Source organism: Nocardioides sp., from assembly GCF_030150155.1.
Classification (GTDB): Bacteria; Actinomycetota; Actinomycetes; order Propionibacteriales; family Nocardioidaceae; genus Nocardioides.
On sequence record NZ_JASLGR010000023.1, the window covers coordinates 1 to 21,213 of the forward strand.

18 protein-coding genes, 1 tRNA gene and 2 rRNA genes are annotated in these 21,213 nt (G+C 69.5%); 9 read left to right on the forward strand and 12 right to left on the reverse strand.

All coding sequences use genetic code 11. From position 1 onward, the window contains the following. A partial coding sequence (locus Q1V88_RS06080) for a phosphatase PAP2 family protein (RefSeq protein ID WP_300679296.1) occupies positions 1–629 on the forward strand: 629 nt, incomplete at its 5' end. Here Q1V88_RS06080 and Q1V88_RS06085 read toward each other — a convergent pair. From Q1V88_RS06085 to Q1V88_RS06115, 7 genes are all read right to left on the reverse strand, one after another. Continuing rightward, positions 617–2,167, reverse strand: coding sequence for an AMP-binding protein (locus tag Q1V88_RS06085; protein WP_300679299.1), 1,551 nt, complete (start codon positions 2,165–2,167; stop codon positions 617–619). The two genes, Q1V88_RS06080 and Q1V88_RS06085, sit on opposite strands and share 13 nt — an antisense overlap. A gap of 191 nt (positions 2,168–2,358) precedes the next feature. Beyond that, positions 2,359–4,554, reverse strand: a complete 2,196-nt coding sequence (katG, locus tag Q1V88_RS06090; protein WP_300679301.1) for a catalase/peroxidase HPI — start codon at positions 4,552–4,554, stop codon at positions 2,359–2,361. Positions 4,555–4,597: 43 nt separating this feature from the next. Then, on the reverse strand, positions 4,598–5,017 hold the full coding sequence (locus Q1V88_RS06095; protein WP_300679304.1) for a Fur family transcriptional regulator: 420 nt from the start codon (positions 5,015–5,017) through the stop codon (positions 4,598–4,600). Positions 5,018–5,129: 112 nt separating this feature from the next. After that, positions 5,130–5,203, reverse strand: a tRNA-Val gene (locus Q1V88_RS06100). 176 nt (positions 5,204–5,379) lie between these two features. Continuing rightward, positions 5,380–5,847, reverse strand: coding sequence for a peroxiredoxin (locus Q1V88_RS06105; RefSeq protein ID WP_300679307.1), 468 nt, complete (start codon positions 5,845–5,847; stop codon positions 5,380–5,382). Then, on the reverse strand, positions 5,844–7,484 hold the full coding sequence (locus Q1V88_RS06110; RefSeq protein WP_300679310.1) for an AMP-binding protein: 1,641 nt from the start codon (positions 7,482–7,484) through the stop codon (positions 5,844–5,846). Before Q1V88_RS06110 ends, Q1V88_RS06105 begins: the two co-directional genes overlap by 4 nt. A 36-nt stretch (positions 7,485–7,520) precedes the next feature. Next, complete coding sequence (locus Q1V88_RS06115) at positions 7,521–7,934, reverse strand: DUF3052 domain-containing protein (protein WP_300679313.1); 414 nt, start codon at positions 7,932–7,934, stop codon at positions 7,521–7,523. 216 nt (positions 7,935–8,150) lie between these two features. Between Q1V88_RS06115 and aceE the strand changes: the two genes are divergently transcribed. Further along, positions 8,151–10,928 (forward strand): pyruvate dehydrogenase (acetyl-transferring), homodimeric type, encoded by a 2,778-nt coding sequence (gene aceE / locus Q1V88_RS06120; RefSeq protein ID WP_300679315.1) that lies wholly within the window; start codon positions 8,151–8,153, stop codon positions 10,926–10,928. A 7-nt stretch (positions 10,929–10,935) separates the two neighbouring features. Here aceE and Q1V88_RS06125 read toward each other — a convergent pair whose 3' ends face one another. Further along, entirely contained in the window at positions 10,936–11,898 is a 963-nt protein-coding gene (locus Q1V88_RS06125; RefSeq protein ID WP_300679318.1) for an alpha/beta fold hydrolase, read from the reverse strand. 47 nt (positions 11,899–11,945) lie between these two features. On the opposite strand from Q1V88_RS06125, the gene Q1V88_RS06130 reads away from it, so the two are divergent. The 7 genes from Q1V88_RS06130 to Q1V88_RS06160 all read left to right on the forward strand — a co-directional run bounded on the left by Q1V88_RS06130 (position 11,946) and on the right by Q1V88_RS06160 (position 18,968). Continuing rightward, positions 11,946–13,100, forward strand: a complete 1,155-nt coding sequence (locus Q1V88_RS06130; RefSeq protein ID WP_300679321.1) for a CdaR family transcriptional regulator — start codon at positions 11,946–11,948, stop codon at positions 13,098–13,100. A gap of 79 nt (positions 13,101–13,179) precedes the next feature. Continuing rightward, on the forward strand, positions 13,180–14,376 hold the full coding sequence (locus Q1V88_RS06135; protein WP_300679324.1) for an acyltransferase domain-containing protein: 1,197 nt from the start codon (positions 13,180–13,182) through the stop codon (positions 14,374–14,376). Next, positions 14,373–15,377, forward strand: coding sequence for a beta-ketoacyl-ACP synthase III (locus Q1V88_RS06140; protein ID WP_300679327.1), 1,005 nt, complete (start codon positions 14,373–14,375; stop codon positions 15,375–15,377). Before Q1V88_RS06135 ends, Q1V88_RS06140 begins: the two co-directional genes overlap by 4 nt. Positions 15,378–15,454: 77 nt before the next feature. Further along, positions 15,455–15,709, forward strand: a complete 255-nt coding sequence (locus tag Q1V88_RS06145; protein WP_300679330.1) for an acyl carrier protein — start codon at positions 15,455–15,457, stop codon at positions 15,707–15,709. A 28-nt stretch (positions 15,710–15,737) separates the two neighbouring features. After that, a complete protein-coding gene (locus Q1V88_RS06150; protein WP_300679333.1) occupies positions 15,738–17,003 on the forward strand; it encodes a beta-ketoacyl synthase in 1,266 nt (421 codons plus the stop codon). Beyond that, a complete protein-coding gene (locus Q1V88_RS06155; RefSeq protein ID WP_300679338.1) occupies positions 17,003–18,433 on the forward strand; it encodes a carboxyl transferase domain-containing protein in 1,431 nt (476 codons plus the stop codon). Before Q1V88_RS06150 ends, Q1V88_RS06155 begins: the two co-directional genes overlap by 1 nt. A gap of 64 nt (positions 18,434–18,497) precedes the next feature. Then, entirely contained in the window at positions 18,498–18,968 is a 471-nt protein-coding gene (locus tag Q1V88_RS06160) for a hypothetical protein (RefSeq protein WP_300679340.1), read from the forward strand. A gap of 75 nt (positions 18,969–19,043) precedes the next feature. Here the strand turns inward: Q1V88_RS06160 and Q1V88_RS06165 are convergent, their stop codons facing one another. From Q1V88_RS06165 to Q1V88_RS06180, 4 genes are all read right to left on the reverse strand, one after another. After that, entirely contained in the window at positions 19,044–19,571 is a 528-nt protein-coding gene (locus tag Q1V88_RS06165) for a DUF3145 domain-containing protein (RefSeq protein ID WP_300679342.1), read from the reverse strand. Between the two features lie 177 nt (positions 19,572–19,748). Further along, a complete protein-coding gene (locus Q1V88_RS06170; RefSeq protein ID WP_300679345.1) occupies positions 19,749–20,807 on the reverse strand; it encodes a tetratricopeptide repeat protein in 1,059 nt (352 codons plus the stop codon). A gap of 63 nt (positions 20,808–20,870) precedes the next feature. After that, positions 20,871–20,987: ribosomal RNA gene (rrf, locus tag Q1V88_RS06175) — 5S ribosomal RNA — on the reverse strand. Between the two features lie 139 nt (positions 20,988–21,126). After that, positions 21,127–21,213 (reverse strand): 23S ribosomal RNA (locus tag Q1V88_RS06180); the annotation flags it as partial.

A 21,213-nucleotide genomic window follows, 5' to 3' on the forward strand; every position in this document is an offset into this window, starting at 1 on the left:
TCGTGCTGGGCGTGCTGACCTTCCACACCGGCTGGACGTCCTACGACACCTGGATGCTGCGTCGGCTGAACGCGCACATCGGTGCCTGGGGCGCGGGTGAGCTGCTCGGGTTCACCCAGCCGGCCATCGCGATCTCGCTCATGGCGTTCGTCCTCGCGGGGGCACTCGTCGTCCGGCGCTTCGACGTCGCGCTGCTCGCGGTCGCAGGCCCGGTGATCGGGGTCGTGCTGGTGTCAGGTGTGCTGAAGCCCGCGCTGGACAGGCCGGGGCCGCTGGTGATCAACGGGCAGCTGGCCACCGGGAACGTGGGCTCGTACCCCAGCGGCCACCAGATGGGCGTCACCTGCGCCGCGCTGGTGCTCTTCCTGGTCGCCTGCCAGCTGCCGATCGGGCGGCGCGCCCGGACGGGCGTAGCGCTCGTCCTGCTGGCCTGGGTCGCGGTGGCGTCGATCGCCCTGACCCGCGGGGTGTTCCACTACTCGACGGACACGATCGGGGCGGTGGGCCTCTCGACCGCGGTCGTGCTGGGCACCGCGCTGCTGCTCGACCGCTGGCTGCCCGACCGGCTGCGGACCCGGCCGCCCGTGCCCGCGCTGCCGGAACGGGCGCGGGCCGCTCAGTTGACCTGACGGTCCCGGTCGGCCCAGTACGACTCGCGCAGCTTGAACTTCTGCAGCTTGCCCGTGGCGGTGCGCGGCAGCGACTCGACGAACTCGACGCGCTTCGGGCACTTGTAGCCGGCGAGGTTCTCCCGGCAGTGCGCGATCAGGTCTGCCGCACTGACCTCGCTGCCGTCGGTGACCACCAGTGCGGTGACCAGCTCGCCCCACTTCTCGTCCGGGATGCCGATGACCGCGACCTCCTTGACGGCGTCGTGCGACATCAGGGCGTCCTCGACCTCGATGGACGAGACGTTCTCACCGCCGGAGATGATCACGTCCTTCTTGCGGTCGGAGATGACGAGATAGTTGTCGTCGTCGATCAGGCCGCCGTCGCCGGTGTGGAACCAGTTGCCCTGCTGCGCCTCGGCCGTGGCGTCCGGCTGCTCCCAGTACCCCTTGAGGTTGTGGTTGGACTGCGTCAGCACCTCGCCGTCGACGTCGGTCGTGACGCGCACGCCGAGGGCCGGGGCGCCGGCACGGCCGAGCCGCTTGGCCCGCTCGTGCGTGCTCAGCCCGTCCCACTCAGCGCGCGAGCGGTTGATGGTGACGAGCGGCGAGGTCTCGGTGAGGCCGTAGATCTGGATGAACTCCCAGCCCAGCTCCTCTTCCATCCGGGCCACGGTCCGGGTCGGCGGCGGGGCACCGGCCATGATCATCCGAACCTTGTCGCGGCCCGGGATCGGGCCGTCCCACTCCGCGGCTGCGTCGAGCACGGCGGCGGCGACCGCCGGGGCACCGCAGAGCACGGTGACGCCGTGCTGCTCGATCCGGCGCAGGATCTCAGCGCCGTCGACCTTGCGCAGCTCGATCTGCTTGACGCCTAGACCGGCGCCGACGAACGGCATCCCCCACCCGTTGACGTGGAAGGTCGGCAGCGTCTTGAGCAGCACGTCGCGGTCGCTGAGACCGACGTGCAGGCCGAAGGTGGTGGCGTTGGTCCACAGCGCGCGGTGGGTCAGCTCGACGCCCTTGGGGCGGGCGGTGGTGCCCGAGGTGTAGTTGATCGTGGCGGTGGTGTTCTCGTCGCCCTCCCAACGCCGGGCACGCGCACCGGCGGGGGCGAACAGCTCCTCGTCGTCACCGAGCACGATCCGGTGCTCGACGGTCGAGCCCTCCCGGCCGAGGTCGCTCAGGGCGGTGTCGAGCTCGGGGTCGACCAGCAGCACCTTCGCCCCGGAGTCCTCCAGGATGTAGGCGATCTCGTCGGGCCGCAGCCGGAAGTTGACCGGCACCAGGATCCGGCCGGAGCCGGCGACACCGAAGTAGGCCACCGCGAGCCGGGCGGAGTTGTGGCTGACGATCGCCACCCGCTCCCCCTCGCCGATCCCCCACTCGTCCAGGCGCGCGGCCATCCGCTCGGCCAGGTCGCCGACCTCGCGCCAGGTCAGGCCCGCACCGCCGAGCGGTCCGGCCGGCTGCAACGGCTCGTCGACGATCCCGATCCGGTCGCCGTACGCCGTCACGGCACGCTCGAGGAAGGTCATCAGGGTCAGCGGAACGTGCACGGGAGCCTCCAGATCGCTCAGGTGAGATGCGCGTCACACTAGACGAACCTGGGGGCAACCGCGGGCCCGATCACCTCAGTGAGGCGACCAGCGGACGCTGCGCTGCGATGAACGGCACGAGGCGGGCCCCGACTCGGTCGGGGCCCGCCTCGTGACGGTCTCAGCTCACGACGTCGCGTGAGCGGCGGCGATCAGCGCAGGTCGTAACGGTCCGCGTCGAGCACCTTGGCGAACGCCTGGGCGAAGTCGGCTGCGAACTTCGCGCCGGCGTCGTCGGAGGCGTAGAGCTCGGCCAGGGCACGCAGCTCGGAGTTCGAGGCGAAGACCAGGTCGTTGCGGGTCGCCGTGAGCGTCTCGCCGGACTCGGTGGTGCCAGTGAACAGGTTCTCCGACTCGTCCGTTGCCACCCAGGTGGTGCCGAGGTCGAGCAGCTTCACGAAGAACTCGTTGGTCAGCGTGCCGCTTGCTGCCCACAGACCGGCGTCGGTGCCGGAGTGGTTCGCACCCAGGGCACGCAGACCCCCGACCAGCACCGTCATCTCGGGAGCCGAGATGCCGAGCAGGTTGGCCTTGTCGATCAGGGCGTACTCCAGCGGCAGCACCGAGCCCTTGCCGAGGTAGTTGCGGAAGCCGTCGACCTTGGGACGCAGGTACTCGAAGGACTCGACGTCGGTCTGCTCCTGGGTCGCGTCACCACGACCGGTGGTGACGTTGAGGGAGACGGTGTACCCAGCGTCGGCAGCAGCCTTCTCCACGGCGGCGGCGCCACCGAGAACGATGGTGTCGGCCAGCGAGATGCCGAACTGCTCCTTGACCTCACCGAGCTTGGCCAGGACAGCGGCCAGCTCGGCCGGCTCGTTGATGTCCCAGCTCTTCTGCGGCTCCAGGGCGATGCGGGCACCGTTCGCGCCACCGCGGTGGTCCGAGGAGCGGTACGTCGACGCCGACGCCCAAGCGGTCTTGACCAGCTGGGTGACGGTGAGACCGGTGGCCAGGATGGCAGCCTTGATCTCAGCGATCTTAGCGGCGTCGATCGCGGTGCCGGCCGGGATCGGGTCCTGCCAGATCAGGTCCTCAGCCGGAACCTCGGGCCCGAGGTAGCGAGCCTTGGGACCGAAGTCACGGTGGGTCAGCTTGAACCACGCACGGGCGAACGCCTGGGCGAACTCCTCCTGGTTGTCCTTGAAGCGACGCGAGATGGCGTCGAACTCCGGGTCGACACGCAGCGCGAGGTCAGAGGTGAGCATGCGCGGCTCGCGCTTGCCCTCGCCCTGGGCCTCCGGCACGAGGTCGGCACCACCGTTGTTGACCGGACGCCACTGGTTGGCACCGGCGGGCGACTGGAAGAGCTCCCACTCGTAGCCGTAGAGGATGTGGAAGAACTCGTTGTCCCAGCGGGTGGGGTGGTAGGTCCAGGTGACCTCCAGGCCCGACGTGATCGCGTCGATGCCCTTGCCCGAGGCGTAGGAGGACTTCCAGCCCAGGCCCTGCTGCTCGATCGGCGAGGCCTCCGGGTCGGGACCGACCAGGGCGGCGTCACCGGCGCCGTGGGTCTTGCCGAACGTGTGACCACCGGCGATGAGCGCGACGGTCTCCTCGTTCGTCATGCCCATCCGCTGGAAGGTCTCCTTGATGTCGACAGCCGACGCGAGCGGGTCGGGGGTGCCGTTCGGACCCTCGGGGTTGACGTAGATCAGACCCATCTGGACGGCCGCGAGCGGCTCCTCCAGGTTGCGCTCACCGGTGTAGCGCTTGTCGTCGAGCCACTCGGTCTCGGGGCCCCAGTAGACGTCGTCGTCGGCCTCCCACACGTCGGGGCGGCCGCCACCGAAGCCGTAGGTCTCCAGGCCCATGTCCTCGAGCGCGACGTTGCCGGCGAGGATGAACAGGTCGGCCCAGGAGATCGCCTGACCGTACTTCTTCTTGACCGGCCACAGCAGGCGGCGGGACTTGTCCAGGTTGCCGTTGTCCGGCCACGAGTTCAGCGGGGCAAAGCGCTGCTGGCCGGTGCCCGAGCCGCCGCGTCCGTCCATCGCCCGGTAGGTGCCGGCCGAGTGCCAGGCCATCCGGATGAAGAGCGGGCCGTAGTGACCGAAGTCAGCCGGCCACCAGTCCTTGGAGGCGGTCATGACGGCCTTGATGTCGGCCTTGACCGCGTCCAGGTCGACGTCGAGGAACGCCTTCTTGTAGTTGAACTCACCGTGGTTCGGGTCGGAGACGTCGGTGTTCTTCGCCAGGATCTTCAGGTTGAGCTTGTTCGGCCACCAGGCCTGGTTCGGGTCACCCTGGGTGGGGTGGGTGAGGGCACCGTGCATCACGGGGCACTTGCCGGCAGCAGCGCTGCCGTCGTTGATGTCGGCCAAGACCGCGTCGTCGTGCTCAGACATGGAAGGACCTTTCCTGGGAGGTGACTGTTTCGGATTATTCGGTTCAGGAGGAGGCACCGGCGCGGCACTCCGCGCAGGTCCCCCAGTAGATGACCTCGGCCTCGTCGATCTCGAAGCCATGGTCGTTGGAGGCGGTCAGGCAGGGCGCCTCGCCGACCGCGCAGTCGACGTCGCCGATCGCCCCGCAGTGCCGGCAGACCACGTGGTGGTGGTTGTCCCCCACCCGTGACTCGTAGCGGGCGACGGAGCCCAGTGGCTGGATCTTGCGCACCAGGCCGGCGGAGGTCAGCGCGCGCAGGACGTCGTACACCGCCTGATGGGAGACCTCGGGGAGCTCCTCGCGGACGGCGGCGATCACGGTGTCGGTATCGGCGTGCGGGTGGGCGTAGACCGCCCCCAGCGTCGCGACGCGCGGCCGCGTGACCCGCAGGTCAGCGCCGCGCAACATCCGTTCGAACTCCATGGCTTCACTCAACCGTAAAAACTTGAACTAGTCAAGAAAAGGGCCGGTGGCCGGAAGACGACGAAAGCCGGACCCCTGGGGGGTCCGGCTTGGTGCTCTCGTCGCGTAGACGTGGGCGAAGAGGGACTCGAACCCCCGACTTCCTCCTTGTAAGGGAGGCGCTCTAACCAACTGAGCTATACGCCCGCAGCGGGGTCAACCTTAGGGGGCGACGGCCCCCGGCCCGAAATGGAGATGTCCCCCTGACGTCTCGGGTCGTCAGGGGGACACCAGAATGATAGGCGGCCGAGCGCCGCGAAGCACGTCGCACGCAGTATTTGGTGACACTGGTCCAGACCAGCACCTGCTGGCAGCGTGTGCTGTCAGAGCGCGGCGGCCTCGAGCTGGCGCAGGTGCTCGGCGAGATCGCGGCTGTCGCTGTTCGCATTGTGCACCGCCCAGCGCAGGGTGCCGGCCTTGTCGATCACGTACGACGAGCGCCGGGCCATCCCGCGAGACTCGTCGAACACGTCGTAGGCCTGGGCGACCTCGCCGTGCGGCCAGAAGTCCGAGAGCAGCGGGAAGTTCAGCCCGTCGGCATCGGCGAAGGCGCGCAGCGCATAGACCGGGTCGCACGACAGGGCCAGCACCTCGGTGTCGAAGGTCAGGAAGGAATCCAGCCGCGACCGGATCCCCGACATCTCCCCCGTGCACACCCCGGAGAACGCCGCGGGGTAGAAGAGCAGCAGGACCGCCTTCGAGCCGACGTACGACGACAGCCGGACGTCAGCACCGAACTGGTCGCGCAGGGTGAAGTCGGGTGCCGGCCGACCGAGCTCGAGACCACTCACGCCGTCGCCTCCGGGCTCCACGCCCGCAGCTCGCGCTTGAGCACCTTGCCGGTCGCGTTGCGCGGCAGCTCCGGCATCACGACGATCTCCCGCGGCACCTTGAAGCGCGCCAGGTTGGCTCGCACCCAGTTCTGCAATTCCGTGACCTCCACCTGCTCGGACGTGACGACGAAGGCCCGCAGGCGTGCCCCGAACTCAGCATCGTCCACGCCGATCGCCGCCGCCTCGACCACGACAGGATGACGTGCGAGGCAGTCTTCGACTTCCTTGGGGAAGACGTTCTCTCCCCCCGACACGATCATCTCATCGTCCCGACCCTCGACGTAGAGCCGCCCGTCGGTTCCGAACCGGCCGACGTCGCCGGTGGCCATCAGACCGCCCACGACCTCCTTGCCGCCACCGCCGGTGTAGCCCTCGAACAGGAAGCTGTTGCGCACGAAGATCCGCCCCGAGAGACCGTCGGGAACGGGCGCGCCGAGCGGGTCGAGCACCTGCACCACGGTGCCCCACGGCGGTCGTCCGGCCGAGGTCGGCTCGGCCCGCAGGTCCTCCGGCGTCGCGACCGAGGCGTAGGCCACCTCCGTCGAGCCGTAGATGTTGAAGAGGTTGTCCCCGCAGGCGTCCATCCAGGCCAGTGCGAGGTCGCCCGGCAGCGCCGAGCCCGAGGAGGCGGTCACCCGGAGCGCACTCAGGTCGTAGCGGCCCCGCACCTCGGCAGGCAGCTCGAGGATGCGCTGCAGCATGATCGGGATCACCACGAAGACCTCGCAGCGCTCCTGATCGAGCACCGCCAGGGCTGCCTCAGGATCGAAGCGACGACGCAGCACCAGCGTGGTGCCCAGCAACATCGACAGCAGCAGGTGGGCCAGCCCCCAGGTGTGGAACATCGGCGCCGCGATGTGGGTGCGCCAGCCGGCCCGGATCGGCATCCGCGACAGCAGGGCGATCGCGGAGTCGAAGCCGGCCTCGTTGCGCGGAGCGCCCTTCGGCGTGCCGGTGGTGCCCGAGGTCAGGATGATGATCCGTCCGTGCCGCGCCGGCACCGGTACGTCGTCACCGGAGTAACCCGCGATCAGCTGCTCGGCGGTGTCGACGCCTGCCGCCATGCCGGCGTCCGGCTCGTCCACCCACGACAGCACCCGGTCGGTGATCGGGGCGTCGGCGAGCAGGCCGGTGAACTCGGCGTCGTGCAGCACGATCCGGGGCTGCTCGCGCTCGATCACCTCGGCCAGCTGCGGCCCGGCGAACGCGGTGTTGAGCAGCAGCACGTCGGCGCCGATCTTGCCGGCCGCGATCAGGGCCTCGACGAAGCCCCGGTGGTTGCGGCACATCACTGCGACCCCGTCGCCCTCGCCGACACCGCGCGCGGACAGGGCGCGGGCCAGCGCGTTGGAGCGGCGGTGCACCTCGCCCCAGGTCAGGGACCCGGCCTCGTCGATCAGGCCGACGCGGTCGGGGTAGCGCACGGCCAGCGTGGTGAAGCCGCCTGCGGCGCCGGTCCCCCACTGCCGCAGCACGCCGAGCAGCCGTGCGAGCGCGCGGGGTGAGTGCGGGCGCACGACACCGGAGCGGAGCGCGACACGAACGGCGGTGGCCGCCGTGGCGCCCCGCGTGACCAGAGGCTCGAACGGCTTCATGAGCAAACTGTAACTGAGAGTTACAGTTTGCTCATCTCAGTTCGGGGACTTCGGGGTGACCAGCCGCGTGGCGGCCCAGTCCTTGCTCACCGCCGCCGTCGTGGTCTGCGACAGGCCGGCCAGCGGAGCGGCCTCGGCGATGTCGGCAGCGTCGACGGCGCCAGGACGACCGACCTTGGGGGTCAGGAGCCAGATCACGCCGCCGCCGACCAGGTCGGAGAGCGCGTCGACGAGGCCGTCGACCAGGTCGCCGTCCTCCTCGCGCCACCACAGCAGCACCGAGTCGACGTCTGCGCCGTAGTCACCGTCGACCAGGTCGGCCTCGATGGCCTCCTCGACGGCCATGCGCAGCGCGTCGTCGGTGTCGTCGTCCCAGCCCAGTTCCTGGACCACCATTCCCGTTGTGAAACCGAGACGGTCAGCCGGCCCTGCGGCCGCGGTCGAGCCCACGTGTACCCCACTCCTTGTTGGTGTCCGAGACCGATCACGGTGACCGTTCCCGAGTGCTTGTTGCGACGCCGTACGCCGCCCCTGCGGTGACTGTGATGGACAGTCCACCGGAGAGACCGCCTCCGACGCAAGGCCTCGGCGTTCCGCACGCCAGAAACCGAAGGCTGTACTCGCGGGTAAGTTTGGTCGGACAGGGAATGGTGACAGTATCTATTCGTGAGTGAAACCCCTACCCCGGGCCAGCCGCTGCCCACCGTGATCCACGAGGGCCTTCCTACCCAGCTCCCTGACATCGATCCCGATGAGACCAGGGACTGGCTCGCCTCCTTCGATGCGATGGTGGATGCGCGCGGCCGTGATCGTGCCCGCTATGTGATGCTCCGCCTCCTGGAACGCTCCCGCGAACACGCCGTCGGCGTTCCCGCCCTGCGCAGCACTGATTTCATCAACACGATCCCGCCCGAGCGGGAACCGTGGTTCCCCGGCGACGAGGAGACCGAGCGTCGGATCCGCTCGTTCATCCGCTGGAACGCCGCGATGCTGGTCTCCAGCGCCAACAGCAAGGGCCTGGAGGTCGGCGGCCACATCGCCACCTACCAGTCCTCGGCCTCGCTCTACGAGGTCGGCTTCAACCACTTCTTCCGTGGCAAGGAGCACGCCGGCGGCGGCGACCAGGTCTTCATCCAGGGCCACGCCTCCCCCGGCATCTACGCCCGCGCCTTCCTCGAGGGCCGGCTCAGCGAGGACGTCCTCTACCGGTTCCGCCAGGAGGTGCAGCACGGCGTCGGCAAGGGCCTGTCGTCCTACCCGCACCCCCGCCTGATGCCCGACTTCTGGGAGTTCCCCACGGTCTCGATGGGCCTCACCGGGATCAACTCCATCTACCAGGCCCGGTTCAACAAGTACCTGCACAACCGTGGCATCAAGGACACCTCCGACCAGCGGGTGTGGGCCTTCCTCGGCGACGGTGAGATGGCCGAGCCGGAGTCGATGGGTGCCCTGCGCATCGCGGCTCGCGAGGAGCTCGACAACCTGACCTGGGTGGTCAACTGCAACCTGCAGCAGCTCGACGGTCCGGTGACCGGCAACGGCAAGATCATCCAGGAGCTCGAGGCCAACTTCCGTGGAGCGGGCTGGAACGTGATCAAGGTCGTGTGGGGCCGCGAGTGGGACGAGCTCCTCGCCCGCGACGTCGACGGCGTCCTGGTCAACAAGATGAACTCCACCCCCGACGGTGCCTTCCAGACCTACTCGGTCGAGGACGGCGCCTACAACCGTGAGCACTTCTTCGGTCCCGACCCGCGTCTGCGCAAGATGGTCGAGCACCTCACCGACCGCGACATCGAGAAGCTGCCGCGCGGTGGCCACGACTACCGCAAGGTCTACTCGGCCTTCGACCTGGCCACGAAGACCAACGGTCAGCCGACCGTGATCCTCGCCCACACCGTCAAGGGCTGGACGATCGACTCGCTGATGGGCAAGAACGCCACCCACCAGATGAAGAAGCTCACGGTCGACGACGCGAAGAAGTTCCGTGACCGGCTCAACATCCCCGTCTCCGACAAGGAGATCGAGGAGAAGTACGCCTCGACCGGCAAGTTCCCGCTGTTCCACCCCGGTGCGGACTCCCCCGAGATCCAGTACATGATGGCGCGTCGTGCCGAGCTCGGCGGCTCGCTGCCCAAGCGGGTCAACCACGCCAAGGCGCTGGAGCTCCCGGCGGAGAAGGTGTACGCCGACCTGAAGAAGGGCTCGGGCGGTCACAAGGTCGCCACCACGATGGCGATCGTGCGTCTGCTCAAGGACTGGATGCGCGAGCCGGGCATCGGCAAGCGGATCGTCCCGATCGCTCCCGACGAGTACCGCACCTTCGGCATGGACGCGATGTTCCCCTCGGCCAAGATCTACGACCCGGCGGGTCAGCAGTTCGAGGGCGTCGACCGGAACATGCTCCTGCAGTACAAGATGTCGACCGCGGGCCAGATGCTGCACGAGGGCATCTCCGAGGCGGGCGCGATGGCCTCGGCCACCGCCGCCGGATCGTCGTACACCACGCACGGCGAGGCGATGATCCCGTTCTACATCTTCTACTCGATGTTCGGGTTCCAGCGCACCGGCGACTCGATCTGGGCGATGGCCGACCAGATGGCCCGAGGATTCCTCGTCGGCGCCACCGCCGGTCGTACGACGCTCACCGGCGAGGGTCTGCAGCACGCCGACGGCCACTCCCCGCTGCTCGCGGCGACCAACCCCGCGGTCGTGCACTACGACCCGGCCTTCTCCTACGAGATCAGCCACATCATGCAGTCCGGCCTGGAGCGCATGTACGGCACCGGTGGTCCCGAGGGCAAGGGCGAGGACGTCATCTTCTACCTGACGGTCTACAACGAGCCGGTGGCCCAGCCCGCCGAGCCCGAGGGCGTCGACGTCGAGGGCATCCTCAAGGGTCTGCACCAGGTCTCCGTGGGCGAGGGCTCCGGCCCCCGCGTGCGGCTGATGGCCTCCGGTGTGGCCTACCCGTGGATCGACGAGGCCGCACGCATCCTGCGTGAGGACTGGGGCGTCACTGCCGACCTGTGGTCGGTGACGTCGTGGAACGAGCTCTCCCGTGACGCGATCGACGCCGAGCACTGGAACCTCAACCACCCCGCCGAGACGGCGCGGACGGCGTACGTCAGCGACAAGCTCGCCGGTTCGGACGCGCCCGTCGTGGCGGTCTCGGACTACATGCGCGCGGTTCCGCTCCAGATCGCCCGCTGGGTCCCGGCCGACTACCGGGTGCTCGGTGCCGACGGGTTCGGCTTCGCCGACACCCGCCCTGCCGCGCGCCGGTTCTTCGAGATCGACGCCCAGTCCGTGGTCGTCCAGGCCCTCCAGGCCCTGGCCGACGCGGGCACCATCGACCGCTCGCTGGTGGTCAAGGCGTTCGAGACCTACCGGATCGACGACCCCACCACGATGGAAGGTGTCCAGCAGGCCGGCGGCGACGCCTGATCCTGGATCAGGCCAGCTCGACGGTCGGCTCGATCGAGTCGTGCAGAGCATGAAGTGGCGCCGGTTGCCCCGTACGGAGCAGCCGGCGCCACTTTGCACGCGAGTAGGTCGCAGGGACGGTCGAGGCCATGAAGTCATCGAAGAGCGACACGAACAGGCGGGGGTGGTCCTTGTGCGGGAAGTGACCGGCGTTCGGGATCACCTCGACCCGGGCCTGCGGAGCCAGGGACGCCACGATCTCGGCGTGCTCGGCCGGGATCACCATGTCGTCGGCACCCCAGACCACACCCAGCGGCATCGCCTCGGTGAGGTAGGCACGATCGCGCATCGAGACGATCTGTCCGCGCCAGTCGATCGCGTTGGTGACCAGCTGGTGCACGGCGCGCCGGGTGCGCGGGTCGCGGAAGGACTCCACGATCGCGGCGACCTCGCCCAGGTCGCGGGTCTCCTTGAGCGGCACGACCGCTTTGAGCAGCCGCATCACCCCGACGTTGAGGTCCAGCACGCCGGGCAGGGTCAGAGCCTTGAGTACGACGTCGTAGCCCGGCAGCGCCAGCAGCCGGATCAGCGGCGTCACCTCGCGGCCCAGGCCGCCGGGATCGACCAGGAAGAGCCGCTCGGTGCGCTCGGGGAACTGGTAGGCGAACTGCATCGCCACCCCGCCGCCGAAGCTGTGCCCGACCACCGTCACCCGGTCGACGCCCAGGATCGTCAGCAGGTCGCGCATGCCGTTGGCGAAGCCGCCCACGGAGTAGTCCCCGCGCGGCTTGTCGGACTCACCGTGCCCGAGCAGGTCGGGCGCGATCAGGGTGTAGCGCTGTGCCAGCGACGCCCACACCGGATCCCAGGTGTGCCGGTCGCAGGCCAGGCCGTGCAGCAGCAGCACCACCGGTGCCTCGCCGAGCTCGCGGCCACCCATCACATACGCACGACGGTGCCCATGAACGGTGACGAACCGGGTCTGCGGCATAGTCAGCGATTCAACCACGTGATCACTCGCTCGTCAGGAGAAGAAGCATGAGTCGCCGCACCGCTCCCCGGGGTGCTGCCGTCCTGCGACGGTCCACCGGTCGTCTGGCCACCGCCGCCACGGCCCGGATGGAGACCGACCTGGCATGGTTCCGCGACCTCTCGGCCCAGGACCGCTCCTGGGTCGGCCTGATCGTCCAGGCCGGTATCAAGGGCTTCACCGAGTGGTACTCCGGCGGCCAGAGCGAACGGGTCGACGGCCCGGCCCTGGCGGCGACGGTCTTCGGTGCCGCACCGCGCGCGCTGACCGGCGTGATCACCCTCAAGCAGACCGTCGACCTGGTCCGGCTCTCGATCGACGTGATCGAGTCCAACCTCGACGCCATCCTCGGCGAGGACGCCCCGCCGGTGCACGAGGCGGTGGCGCGCTACGCCCGCGAGGTCGCCTTCGCCACCGCCGAGGTCTACGCCCGTGCCGCCGAGCAGCGTGGCGCCTGGGACGCCCGGCTGGAGGCACTCGTCGTCGACGCGGTGCTGCGCGGCGAGACCGACGAGGCCGTGCTCTCCCGGGCCAGCGCCCTGGGCTGGGCCGGCGCCGGCTGCCTGATGGTCGTGGTCGGCACCGCCCCGGCCGGCGGCACCGACCTCTTCGAGGAGGCCCGCCGCCTGGTCCGAGCCGACGGCCTGGACGCCCTGTGCGCCATCCAGGGCGACCTGCTGGTGGTGCTGCTCGGCGGCGTCACCAAGCCGCTGGAGGCAGCACACCTGCTCGACACCCTGTTCGCCCCCGGCGCCGTGGTCGCCGGTCCGGTGGTCACCTCGTTCACCGAGGCGACCGTCTCGGCCCACGCCGCCATCGTCGGCCACCGGGCCAGTCCGGGCTGGCCCGACGCCCCGCGTCCGGTGCTCGCCGACGACCTGCTCCCCGAGCGGGTGCTGGCCGGGGACGCCGCCGCGGCCGACCAGCTGGTCACCCAGATCTACCTCGCCCTGGACAACCCGGCGCTGGTGGAGACGCTGAGCGCCTACCTGGAGGCCGGCGGCTCGCTGGAGGCGACCGCGCGCCACCTGTTCGTGCACAGCAACACGGTGCGCTACCGGCTGCGCCAGATCGCCGACGTCACCGGCCTGAGCCCGACCGACGCCCGCGAGGCCTGGGCGCTCCGCCTCGCCCTCACCCTCGGTCGACAGCGCGGTCTGTAGGAATGCTCCAAAGTCCCTCCCCGATCTTCGTGTACGGCGATCAGGGGTGACTCGTCGGTAGCCCGACAGAGTTGATCTCGTGCTCGTCGTTGTTGCTCCCGGACAGGGATCCCAGACCCCCGGCCTTCTCAGCCCCTGGCTGGAGGTCCCCACCTTCGCTGCTCGCCTCGACTGGCTGAGCGCGGTCTCCGGTCTGGACCTGGTGCACTACGGCACCGAGGCCGACGCCGACACCATCCGCGACACCGCCGTCGCCCAGCCGCTGCTGGTCGCGACCGGCCTGCTCACCGCCCTCGAGCTCTTCCCGCAGCCCGCCGACGCGTTCGGCAAGATCGGTGCCGTCGCCGGGCACAGCGTCGGTGAGCTCACCGCTGCTGCCGGTGCCCGCGTGATCACCGCCGAGCAGGCGATGGTGCTGGTCCGCGAGCGCGGTGCCGGCATGGCGGCCGCCGCGGCGACCACCGCGACGGGCATGACCGCCGTCCTGGGTGGCGAGCGTGACGACGTACTCGCGACGCTGGAGCGCCACGGTCTCGTCCCGGCCAACGACAACGGCCCCGGCCAGATCGTCGCTGCCGGCACGATGGAGCAGCTGGCCGCCCTGGCCGCCGAGCCGCCGACCAAGGCCCGCCTCGCCCCGCTCAAGGTCGCCGGTGCGTTCCACACCGAGCACATGGCTCCGGCCGTGTCGCGTCTGGAGCACCTCGCCCGCTCCGTCTCGGTGCACGACCCGCGCACCCGCGTGATCTCCAACCGCGACGGCCAGGTCGTGCACTCCGGTGCCGACGTACTGCGCCGGATCGTGGGCCAGACCTCGCGTCCAGTCCGCTGGGACCTGTGCCTGGAGACGATGGCCGACCTCGGCGTCACCGGCATCCTGGAGATGCCGCCGGCCGGCACCCTGACCGGGATCGCCAAGCGCTACTTCAAGGGCATCGGCCACGCCGTGGAGACCTTCTCGCTCAACACCCCCGACCAGCTCGACGAGGCTCGCGCGTTCTGCGACAGCCACGCCGTGGAGTCCGAGTTCAACCTCAACCCCACCTGGCGGATGGTCGTCGCTCCGGCCAAGGGCACGATCGAGCTCGACGCCACCAGCCGTGACTCCGCCACGCTGCCCGCCGGTGCCGCGATCGGCGCCATCGTCAGCCTGCGCGACCGGATCGCCGTCACCTCGGCCCACGGCGGCCAGGTCGTCGAGTGGCTGGTCGAGGACGGCGACCTGGTCTCCCCCGGTCAGCCGCTGGTCCGGCTCCACCCCGAGGCGACTCGATGACCACGTTGAACACCCCCACCGGCGCGGCCCACGCCCGCATCCTCGGTGTCGGCGGCTACCGCCCCTCGCGGGTGGTGCCCAACAGCGAGCTGGTCGAGGCGATCGACTCCAGCGACGAGTGGATCCGCACCCGCACCGGGATCGTCGAGCGCCGCTGGGCCAACGACGAGGAGACCGTGCAGATGATGGCCGTGGCCGCGTCGCGCAAGGCACTCGCCGCCGCCGACCTCGCCCCGCAGCAGATCGACTGTGTCATCGTCGCCACCGTCAGCCACCTGATGCAGACCCCGTCGGTGGCAGCCCTGATCGCCGACGAGCTGGGCACCGAGAACCCGGCCGCCTTCGACATCTCCGCCGCCTGCGCCGGGTTCTGCCACGGCATCGCGATGGCCAACGACCTGGTCCGCGGCGGCAGCGCCCGCCACGTCCTCGTGATCGGCGTCGAGCGACTCTCCGACCTGACCAACCTGCAGGACCGCGGCACCGCCTTCATCTTCGCCGACGGCGCCGGTGCCGCGGTGATCGGGCCGAGCGACGAGCCCGGCATCGCTCCGGTGGTCTGGGGCTCCTCGGGCGACCGTGCCGACCTGATCCGGCAGAACGTCGACTGGCTGACCTGGGGCACCGCCGCCGACACGACGGAGAAGCCCTACCTCGCGATGGACGGCAACCCGGTCTTCCGCTGGGCCTCCTTCACGATGGCCAAGACCGCGCTCGAGGCGCTGGACAAGGCCGGGGTCAGCCCCGACGAGCTCGACGTCTTCGTCCCGCACCAGGCCAACATGCGCATCATCGATGCGATGGCCAAGGCGATGAAGCTGCCCGATACGGTGAAGATCGCCCGCGACATCGCCACGATGGGCAACACCTCGGCCGCCTCCATCCCGCTCGCCCTGGAGCGGATGATCGAGACCGGTGAGGCCAAGTCCGGCGACACCGCCCTCATGATCGCCTTCGGCGCCGGCCTGGTGTACGCCGCCCAGGTCGTCGTCGTTCCCTGACGATCCCCACGAAGTTCAACTCCATACTCGCCGGGCGACGACCGTCGTCCGTGAGCCACCCTGTGAAAGGAAACATCATGGCTGCTAGCACCGAAGAGATCCGCGCCGCCCTCGCCGACATCGTCAACGAGGTCGTCGGCACCGACGTCGCCGACGTCCAGCTCGACAAGAACTTCACCGAGGACCTCGACGTCGACTCGCTGTCGATGGTCGAGATCGTCGTCGCCGCCGAGGAGAAGTTCGGCGTCACCATCCCCGACGACGAGTTCAAGAACCTCGCCACCGTCGGCGACGCCGTTGCGTTCATCGAGCGCGCCGGCGCCACCGTCTGATCTCGTCTCATCTAAAGGAGTTGTGACTATGGGTCGCGTTCGGGTTGTCGTCACCGGGTTGGGCACCACCAATCCCGTGGGCGGGGACGTTTCGTCCACCTGGGAGGGACTGCTCGCTGGACGCTCCGGCGTCAGTGCCCTCACCGCACCCTGGGCCGAGACCCTGCCGGTGCGGATCGGCGGCCAGATCGCCGTCGAGCCGTCCGAGGTCCTGGAGCGGGTCGAGGCACGCCGCCTCGACCGCTCGACCCAGTTCGCGCTGATCTCGGCGCGTCAGGCCTGGGCCGACGCCGGCTTCACCGGCACCACCACCGAGGTCGGACTCGACCCCGAGCGCGTCGGAGTCTCCTTCGCCTCGGGCATCGGTGGCGTCACAACCCTCCTCGACAACTACGACACCCTGCTGGCCAAGGGCCCGCGCCGGGTCTCGCCGTTGTCGGTCCCGATGCTGATGGGCAACGCTCCGGCGGCCAACATCAGCCTGCAGTTCGTGGCCCGTGCCAGCGTGCACGCCCCGGTCTCGGCCTGCGCCTCGGGCAACGAAGCGATCGCCGTCGCGGCCGACCAGATCCGGCTCGGCCGCGCCGACATCATGGTGGCCGGCGGCACCGAGGCAGCGATCCACCCGCTGCCCATCGCCGCCTTCGCCAACATGATGGCGCTGTCCAAGACCGGCTCCGAGGAAGGTGGCGACCCGACCGCGGTCAGCCGCCCCTGGGACACCGGCCGCGACGGCTTCGTTCTCGGCGAGGGCGCCGGCGCCCTCGTCCTGGAGCGCCTCGAGCACGCCCAGGCTCGCGGTGCCCGGATCTACGGCGAGGTCCTCGGCTCGGCGATCAGCGCCGACGCCCACGACATCGCCCAGCCCGACCCGGCCGGTCGCGGTGGCGCTCGCGCCATCCGGATGACCCTGGCCGACGGCGACATCGCCCCCTCCGACATCGTGCACGTCAACGCGCACGCCACGTCGACCCCGCAGGGCGACATCGCCGAGGGCCTGATGCTGCACGCCACCCTCGGCGAGCACGTCAACCAGGTCGTGGTGACCAGCACCAAGTCGATGACCGGTCACCTCCTCGGCGGCGCCGGTGCGCTGGAGGCTGTCGCGACGGTCCTCGCCCTGCACCACCGGATCGCTCCGCCGACGATCAACCTGGACAACCTCGACCCCGCCGTCGAGCTGGACATCGCCACCACGCCGCGTGAGCTGCCCGCCGGCGACATCGCGGCGCTGAACAACTCCTTCGGCTTCGGTGGCGCCAACGTCGCGGTCGCCTTCGGGACGGTGCGCTGATGACCGCCGTCGTCGAGCCCGCGGTCAAGCCCGCGAAGACCGAGGACCCGCGCCACCCGATCAACCGGCTCGGCGCCATGTTCGACGCCGACTCGATCGAGCTCCTCTCCCCCGTCGACGACTCCGGGATGCTCGCCGCGATCGGCTCCGTGAACGGCGTACGGACGGTGGCGTTCTGCTCCGACCCGACCGTGATGGGCGGCGCGATGGGCGACGCCGGCTGCCGGGTCGTCGTGGACGCCTACAACCGCGCGATGACCGAGCGCGTCCCGATCATCGGCCTGTGGCACTCCGGTGGCGCGCGTCTGGCCGAGGGTGTGCTCTCGCTGCACGCCGTGGGCCGGATCTTCAGGGCCATGACCCAGGCCTCGGGTGTCATCCCGCAGATCTCCGTCGTGCTCGGCTTCGCCGCCGGCGGTGCCGCCTACGGCCCCGCCCTGACCGACGTCGTCATCCTCGGCCCCGAGGGCCGGATCTTCGTCACCGGCCCCGACGTGGTCCGCTCCGTCACCGGTGAGGACGTCGACATGGAGCGCCTGGGCGGCCCCGAGCCGCACGGCCGCCGATCCGGCGTCGTGCACATCGTGACCGAGTCCGAGGCCGAGGCCCTGGGCCGCGCTCGCGACATCACCACCCTGCTCGGAGCCCAGGGCAGCCTGTCGGTCCCCGCCGTTAACGACGTCGACCTGGCCGGCCTGCTGCCGGAGAATCCCAAGCGCGCCTACGACGTGCACCCGCTGGTCGCCGGTGTCCTCGACGAGGGCAGCGTGCTCGAGCTGCACGAGCGCTGGGCGCCCAACATCGTCACCGCGTTCGGCCGCTTCGGCGGGCGCACCGTCGGTGTGATCGCGAACAACCCGCTGCGTCTGGGCGGCTGCCTGGACTCGCTCTCGGCAGAGAAGTCGGCCCGCTTCGTGCGGCTGTGCGACGCGTTCGGCATCCCGCTGATCGTGCTGGTCGACGTGCCCGGCTACCTGCCCGGCGTCGGCCAGGAGTGGGACGGCGTCGTGCGTCGTGGCGCCAAGCTGCTGCACGCGTTCGCCGCCTCCGTGGTGCCCCGCATCACGATCGTGACGCGCAAGACCTACGGTGGTGCCTACATCGCCATGAACGCAGCGTCCCTGGGTGCGACGAAGGTCTTCGCCTGGCCGGGTGCCGAGGTGGCCGTGATGGGCCCCGTGGCCGCCGTACGGATCATTCACCGGCGTCGCCTCGCCGAGGCTCCCGCCGACCAGCGGGCCGCCCTGGAGAACGAGCTCGCTGCCGAGCACGAGCGGATCGCCGGTGGCGTCGAGCGTGCCGTCGAGCTGGGCGTGATCGAGGAGGTCGTCGAGCCGAGCCGGACCCGTTCCGCGGTGGCCGAGGCACTCAACGAGGCCATCCAGCGTGACGGCGTCATCCGCGGCACGAACGGGAACATCCCGCTCTGATCCGTAACCCGGTCCGGGTGCCTGCGTTGAACCTGCTGTGAGGCGGATCACACTAGCGGGACTCTTGCTCGGACTTCCCGGACTTCTGGGACTCGCCCCGGCCACCTCGGCCGGGGCGAGCTCGTTCCAGGCCGGGTACGCAGCCCCGGACCAGACGCTGGTCCGGGGCTGCTCCTGGTACCGGTACTCCTACTGGGTGCAGCCGGGCGACAACGACTGGGTGCTGCAGATCGGAATCGTCGACGCCGGCGGCGTGCACCAGGCGTTTCAGTTCTTCACCTCCGGCAGCCCGGGTGACCCCACCAGTGGCACGGCGAGGTTCCAGCTCTGCTCGGCCAACGTGCACGCACCCGGTCGGTTCAGCCTCGTCGGCGAGCTCGACCTGAGCAACGGCTCGACGCAGACGGCGACCACGCTGCCGACCGTCCACTTCACGGTGAAGCCAGCGAAGGCGGCGGTGAAGCACCACAAGAAGAAAAAGAAGAAGCGCCACCACAAGAAGAAGCGCGCTGCTGCCGTGACGCGACCGCACTGACGCCACATGAGCCGTGCCCAGACATGCGAAACGCCCACCGGCAGACCGGTGGGCGTTTCTTGATGACAGTGCGTCTCAGACGACCTGGTGCAGCCAGCGGACCGGTGCACCTTCGCCGGCGTGCCGGAAGGTCTCGAGCTCGTCGTCCCAGGGCTTGCCCAGCAGCTTGTCGATCTCGAGGTTGATCGTGGTCTCGCCCAGAGCGGACTTGACCACGGCAGCCTTGAGCCGATCCTCCGGAATCATGATGTCGCCGTGCAGGCCGGTGACAGCATGGAAGACACCCAGCTCGGGCGTGTAGGAGAACCGCACACCTTCGGAGCCGGACGTCGGCTCCTCGGTGATCTCGAACCGCAGGTGGGTCCAGCCCTTCAACGCCGACGCGACCGCGGCCGCGGTGCCGATGGCACCGGTCCACGACAGCTCTGCTCGATACGTCCCTGCCTGCGCCGGCTGGGTGGTCCAGTCGAGGCTGATGGCAGAGCCGAGCACGCCGCCGACCGCCCACTCCACGTGGGGGCACAGCGCCGAGGGGGCAGAGTGCACATAAAGCACGCCCCTCGTAGCAGGACGAGAGGACGCAGCGTCGTTGTATCCATTCACTGTGGTTCTCCTTCGTTCCGGCGTGAGCTTCGCCTTCCCCAGCGCTCTCACATGGATCGAACTCGAACCATCTCGTGCGGTTACGCCACTAGTGTGACGGATGGGACGCATGAATTCCAGCAACGTGGCCGGGCCACGACGCAGAATTCATGCGTCCCATCACCGTTGTCGTCGTCCTTACTCGGCCGGACGCGCCTTCTCCAGGGCGGCGGCCCGCTCAGCAGCGTCGGTCAGCTCGTCGGCGTCGATCGCGAACGTCCGGTGGAACCAGGTCAGCGCCTCGTTCGGACGACCAGCGGCCTCGAGGGTGTCAGCGTAGGCGTACCGCAGACGCACGACCCACGAGGCACGGCTCTTGCTCATCAGCGGGGAGAGCTCAAGCGTGCGCAGAGCGGCGTCGAACTGGCCCATGTCGCGACGAGCACCGGCCTCGACGATCGTCATCTCGGCCTTGGCCTCCGGCACGAAGTTGCGCACCGACGGGCTCTGAGCGAGCTTGAGGGCTTGCTCCGGGTGACCGAGCGCCCGGTGGCAGTCGGCCATGATCGGCAGGTACGCCGTGGCGCCGTTCATCCGCTTGGCAGCACGCAGCTCGGCCAGGGCCTCCGCATAGTGGCCTGCGGCGTACGCGGCCTCACCGAGGGCCTCGCGGACCACGGCCAGGCGCTGAGCGCGGTTCTTCGCCGCCAGGGCGTGCTGGTAGGCGATCTCCGGGTTGGAGTCGATGAAGTGGCCGGCCGCCGCCAGGTGCTTGGCGACGCGGGCAGCGAGCTTCTCCGGGAGACCACGCAGCTGTGCGGTGATGGCACGGTCGAGCTCGTCGCCGGTCACCCACTCGGGCAGGTCCGGGCCGTCGTAACGGCGCTGGTCGTCGGTGCGCTCGACCTGCTCGAGGCTGTCACGCCGCTCCCGACGCTCGAAGCCACCGTCACGACCGCCACGCTGCGGGCGGTCCCCCGACGGCTTCCGGTCGTAGGGCTTCTTGTCGCCGTAGGTCTTCCGCTCACCGTAAGGCTTGCGGTCACCGTAAGGCTTGCGGTCACCGGACGGCTTGTCACCGTAGGTCTTCCGCTCACCGTAAGGCTTGCGGTCACCGGACGGCTTGCGGTCTCCCCCGGCGCGGCCACCGCCACCGGCGGCGGGCTTGCCCCGGCCAGCACCAGGACGACCCTGGCCGCCACTGCTTCGTCCGCCGGCACCCTGCCCGCGGTTGTTCTGACGTCGCTCTTCAGCCATGACTCATGTTCTCCTGAAATACAGCGAGGGGGCCACCTTGCGGTGGCCCCCTCGGGAAATTTTGTCCGGCGGCGTCCTACTCTCCCACAACCTCGCGGTTGCAGTACCATCGGCGCTGAGAGGCTTAACTTCCGGGTTCGGGATGGGACCGGGTGTTTCCCTCTCGCTATGGCCGCCGTAACTCTATCTCGATCACTGCGAGCACTCAGAGAGCGCATCGAGCAGTGTCGAAGCCACTATTCAATTACAAACTGTGTTTATTGTTGTGGACGCGGGCATTGTTACGCAATTGCCGTTTGTTGGTTTTGTTGAGTGCTTGTGTGACAAGCCCTCGGCCTATTAGTACCGGTCGGCTGGGCATTACTGCTGTACACCTCCGGCCTATCAACCCCATGGTCTATAGGGG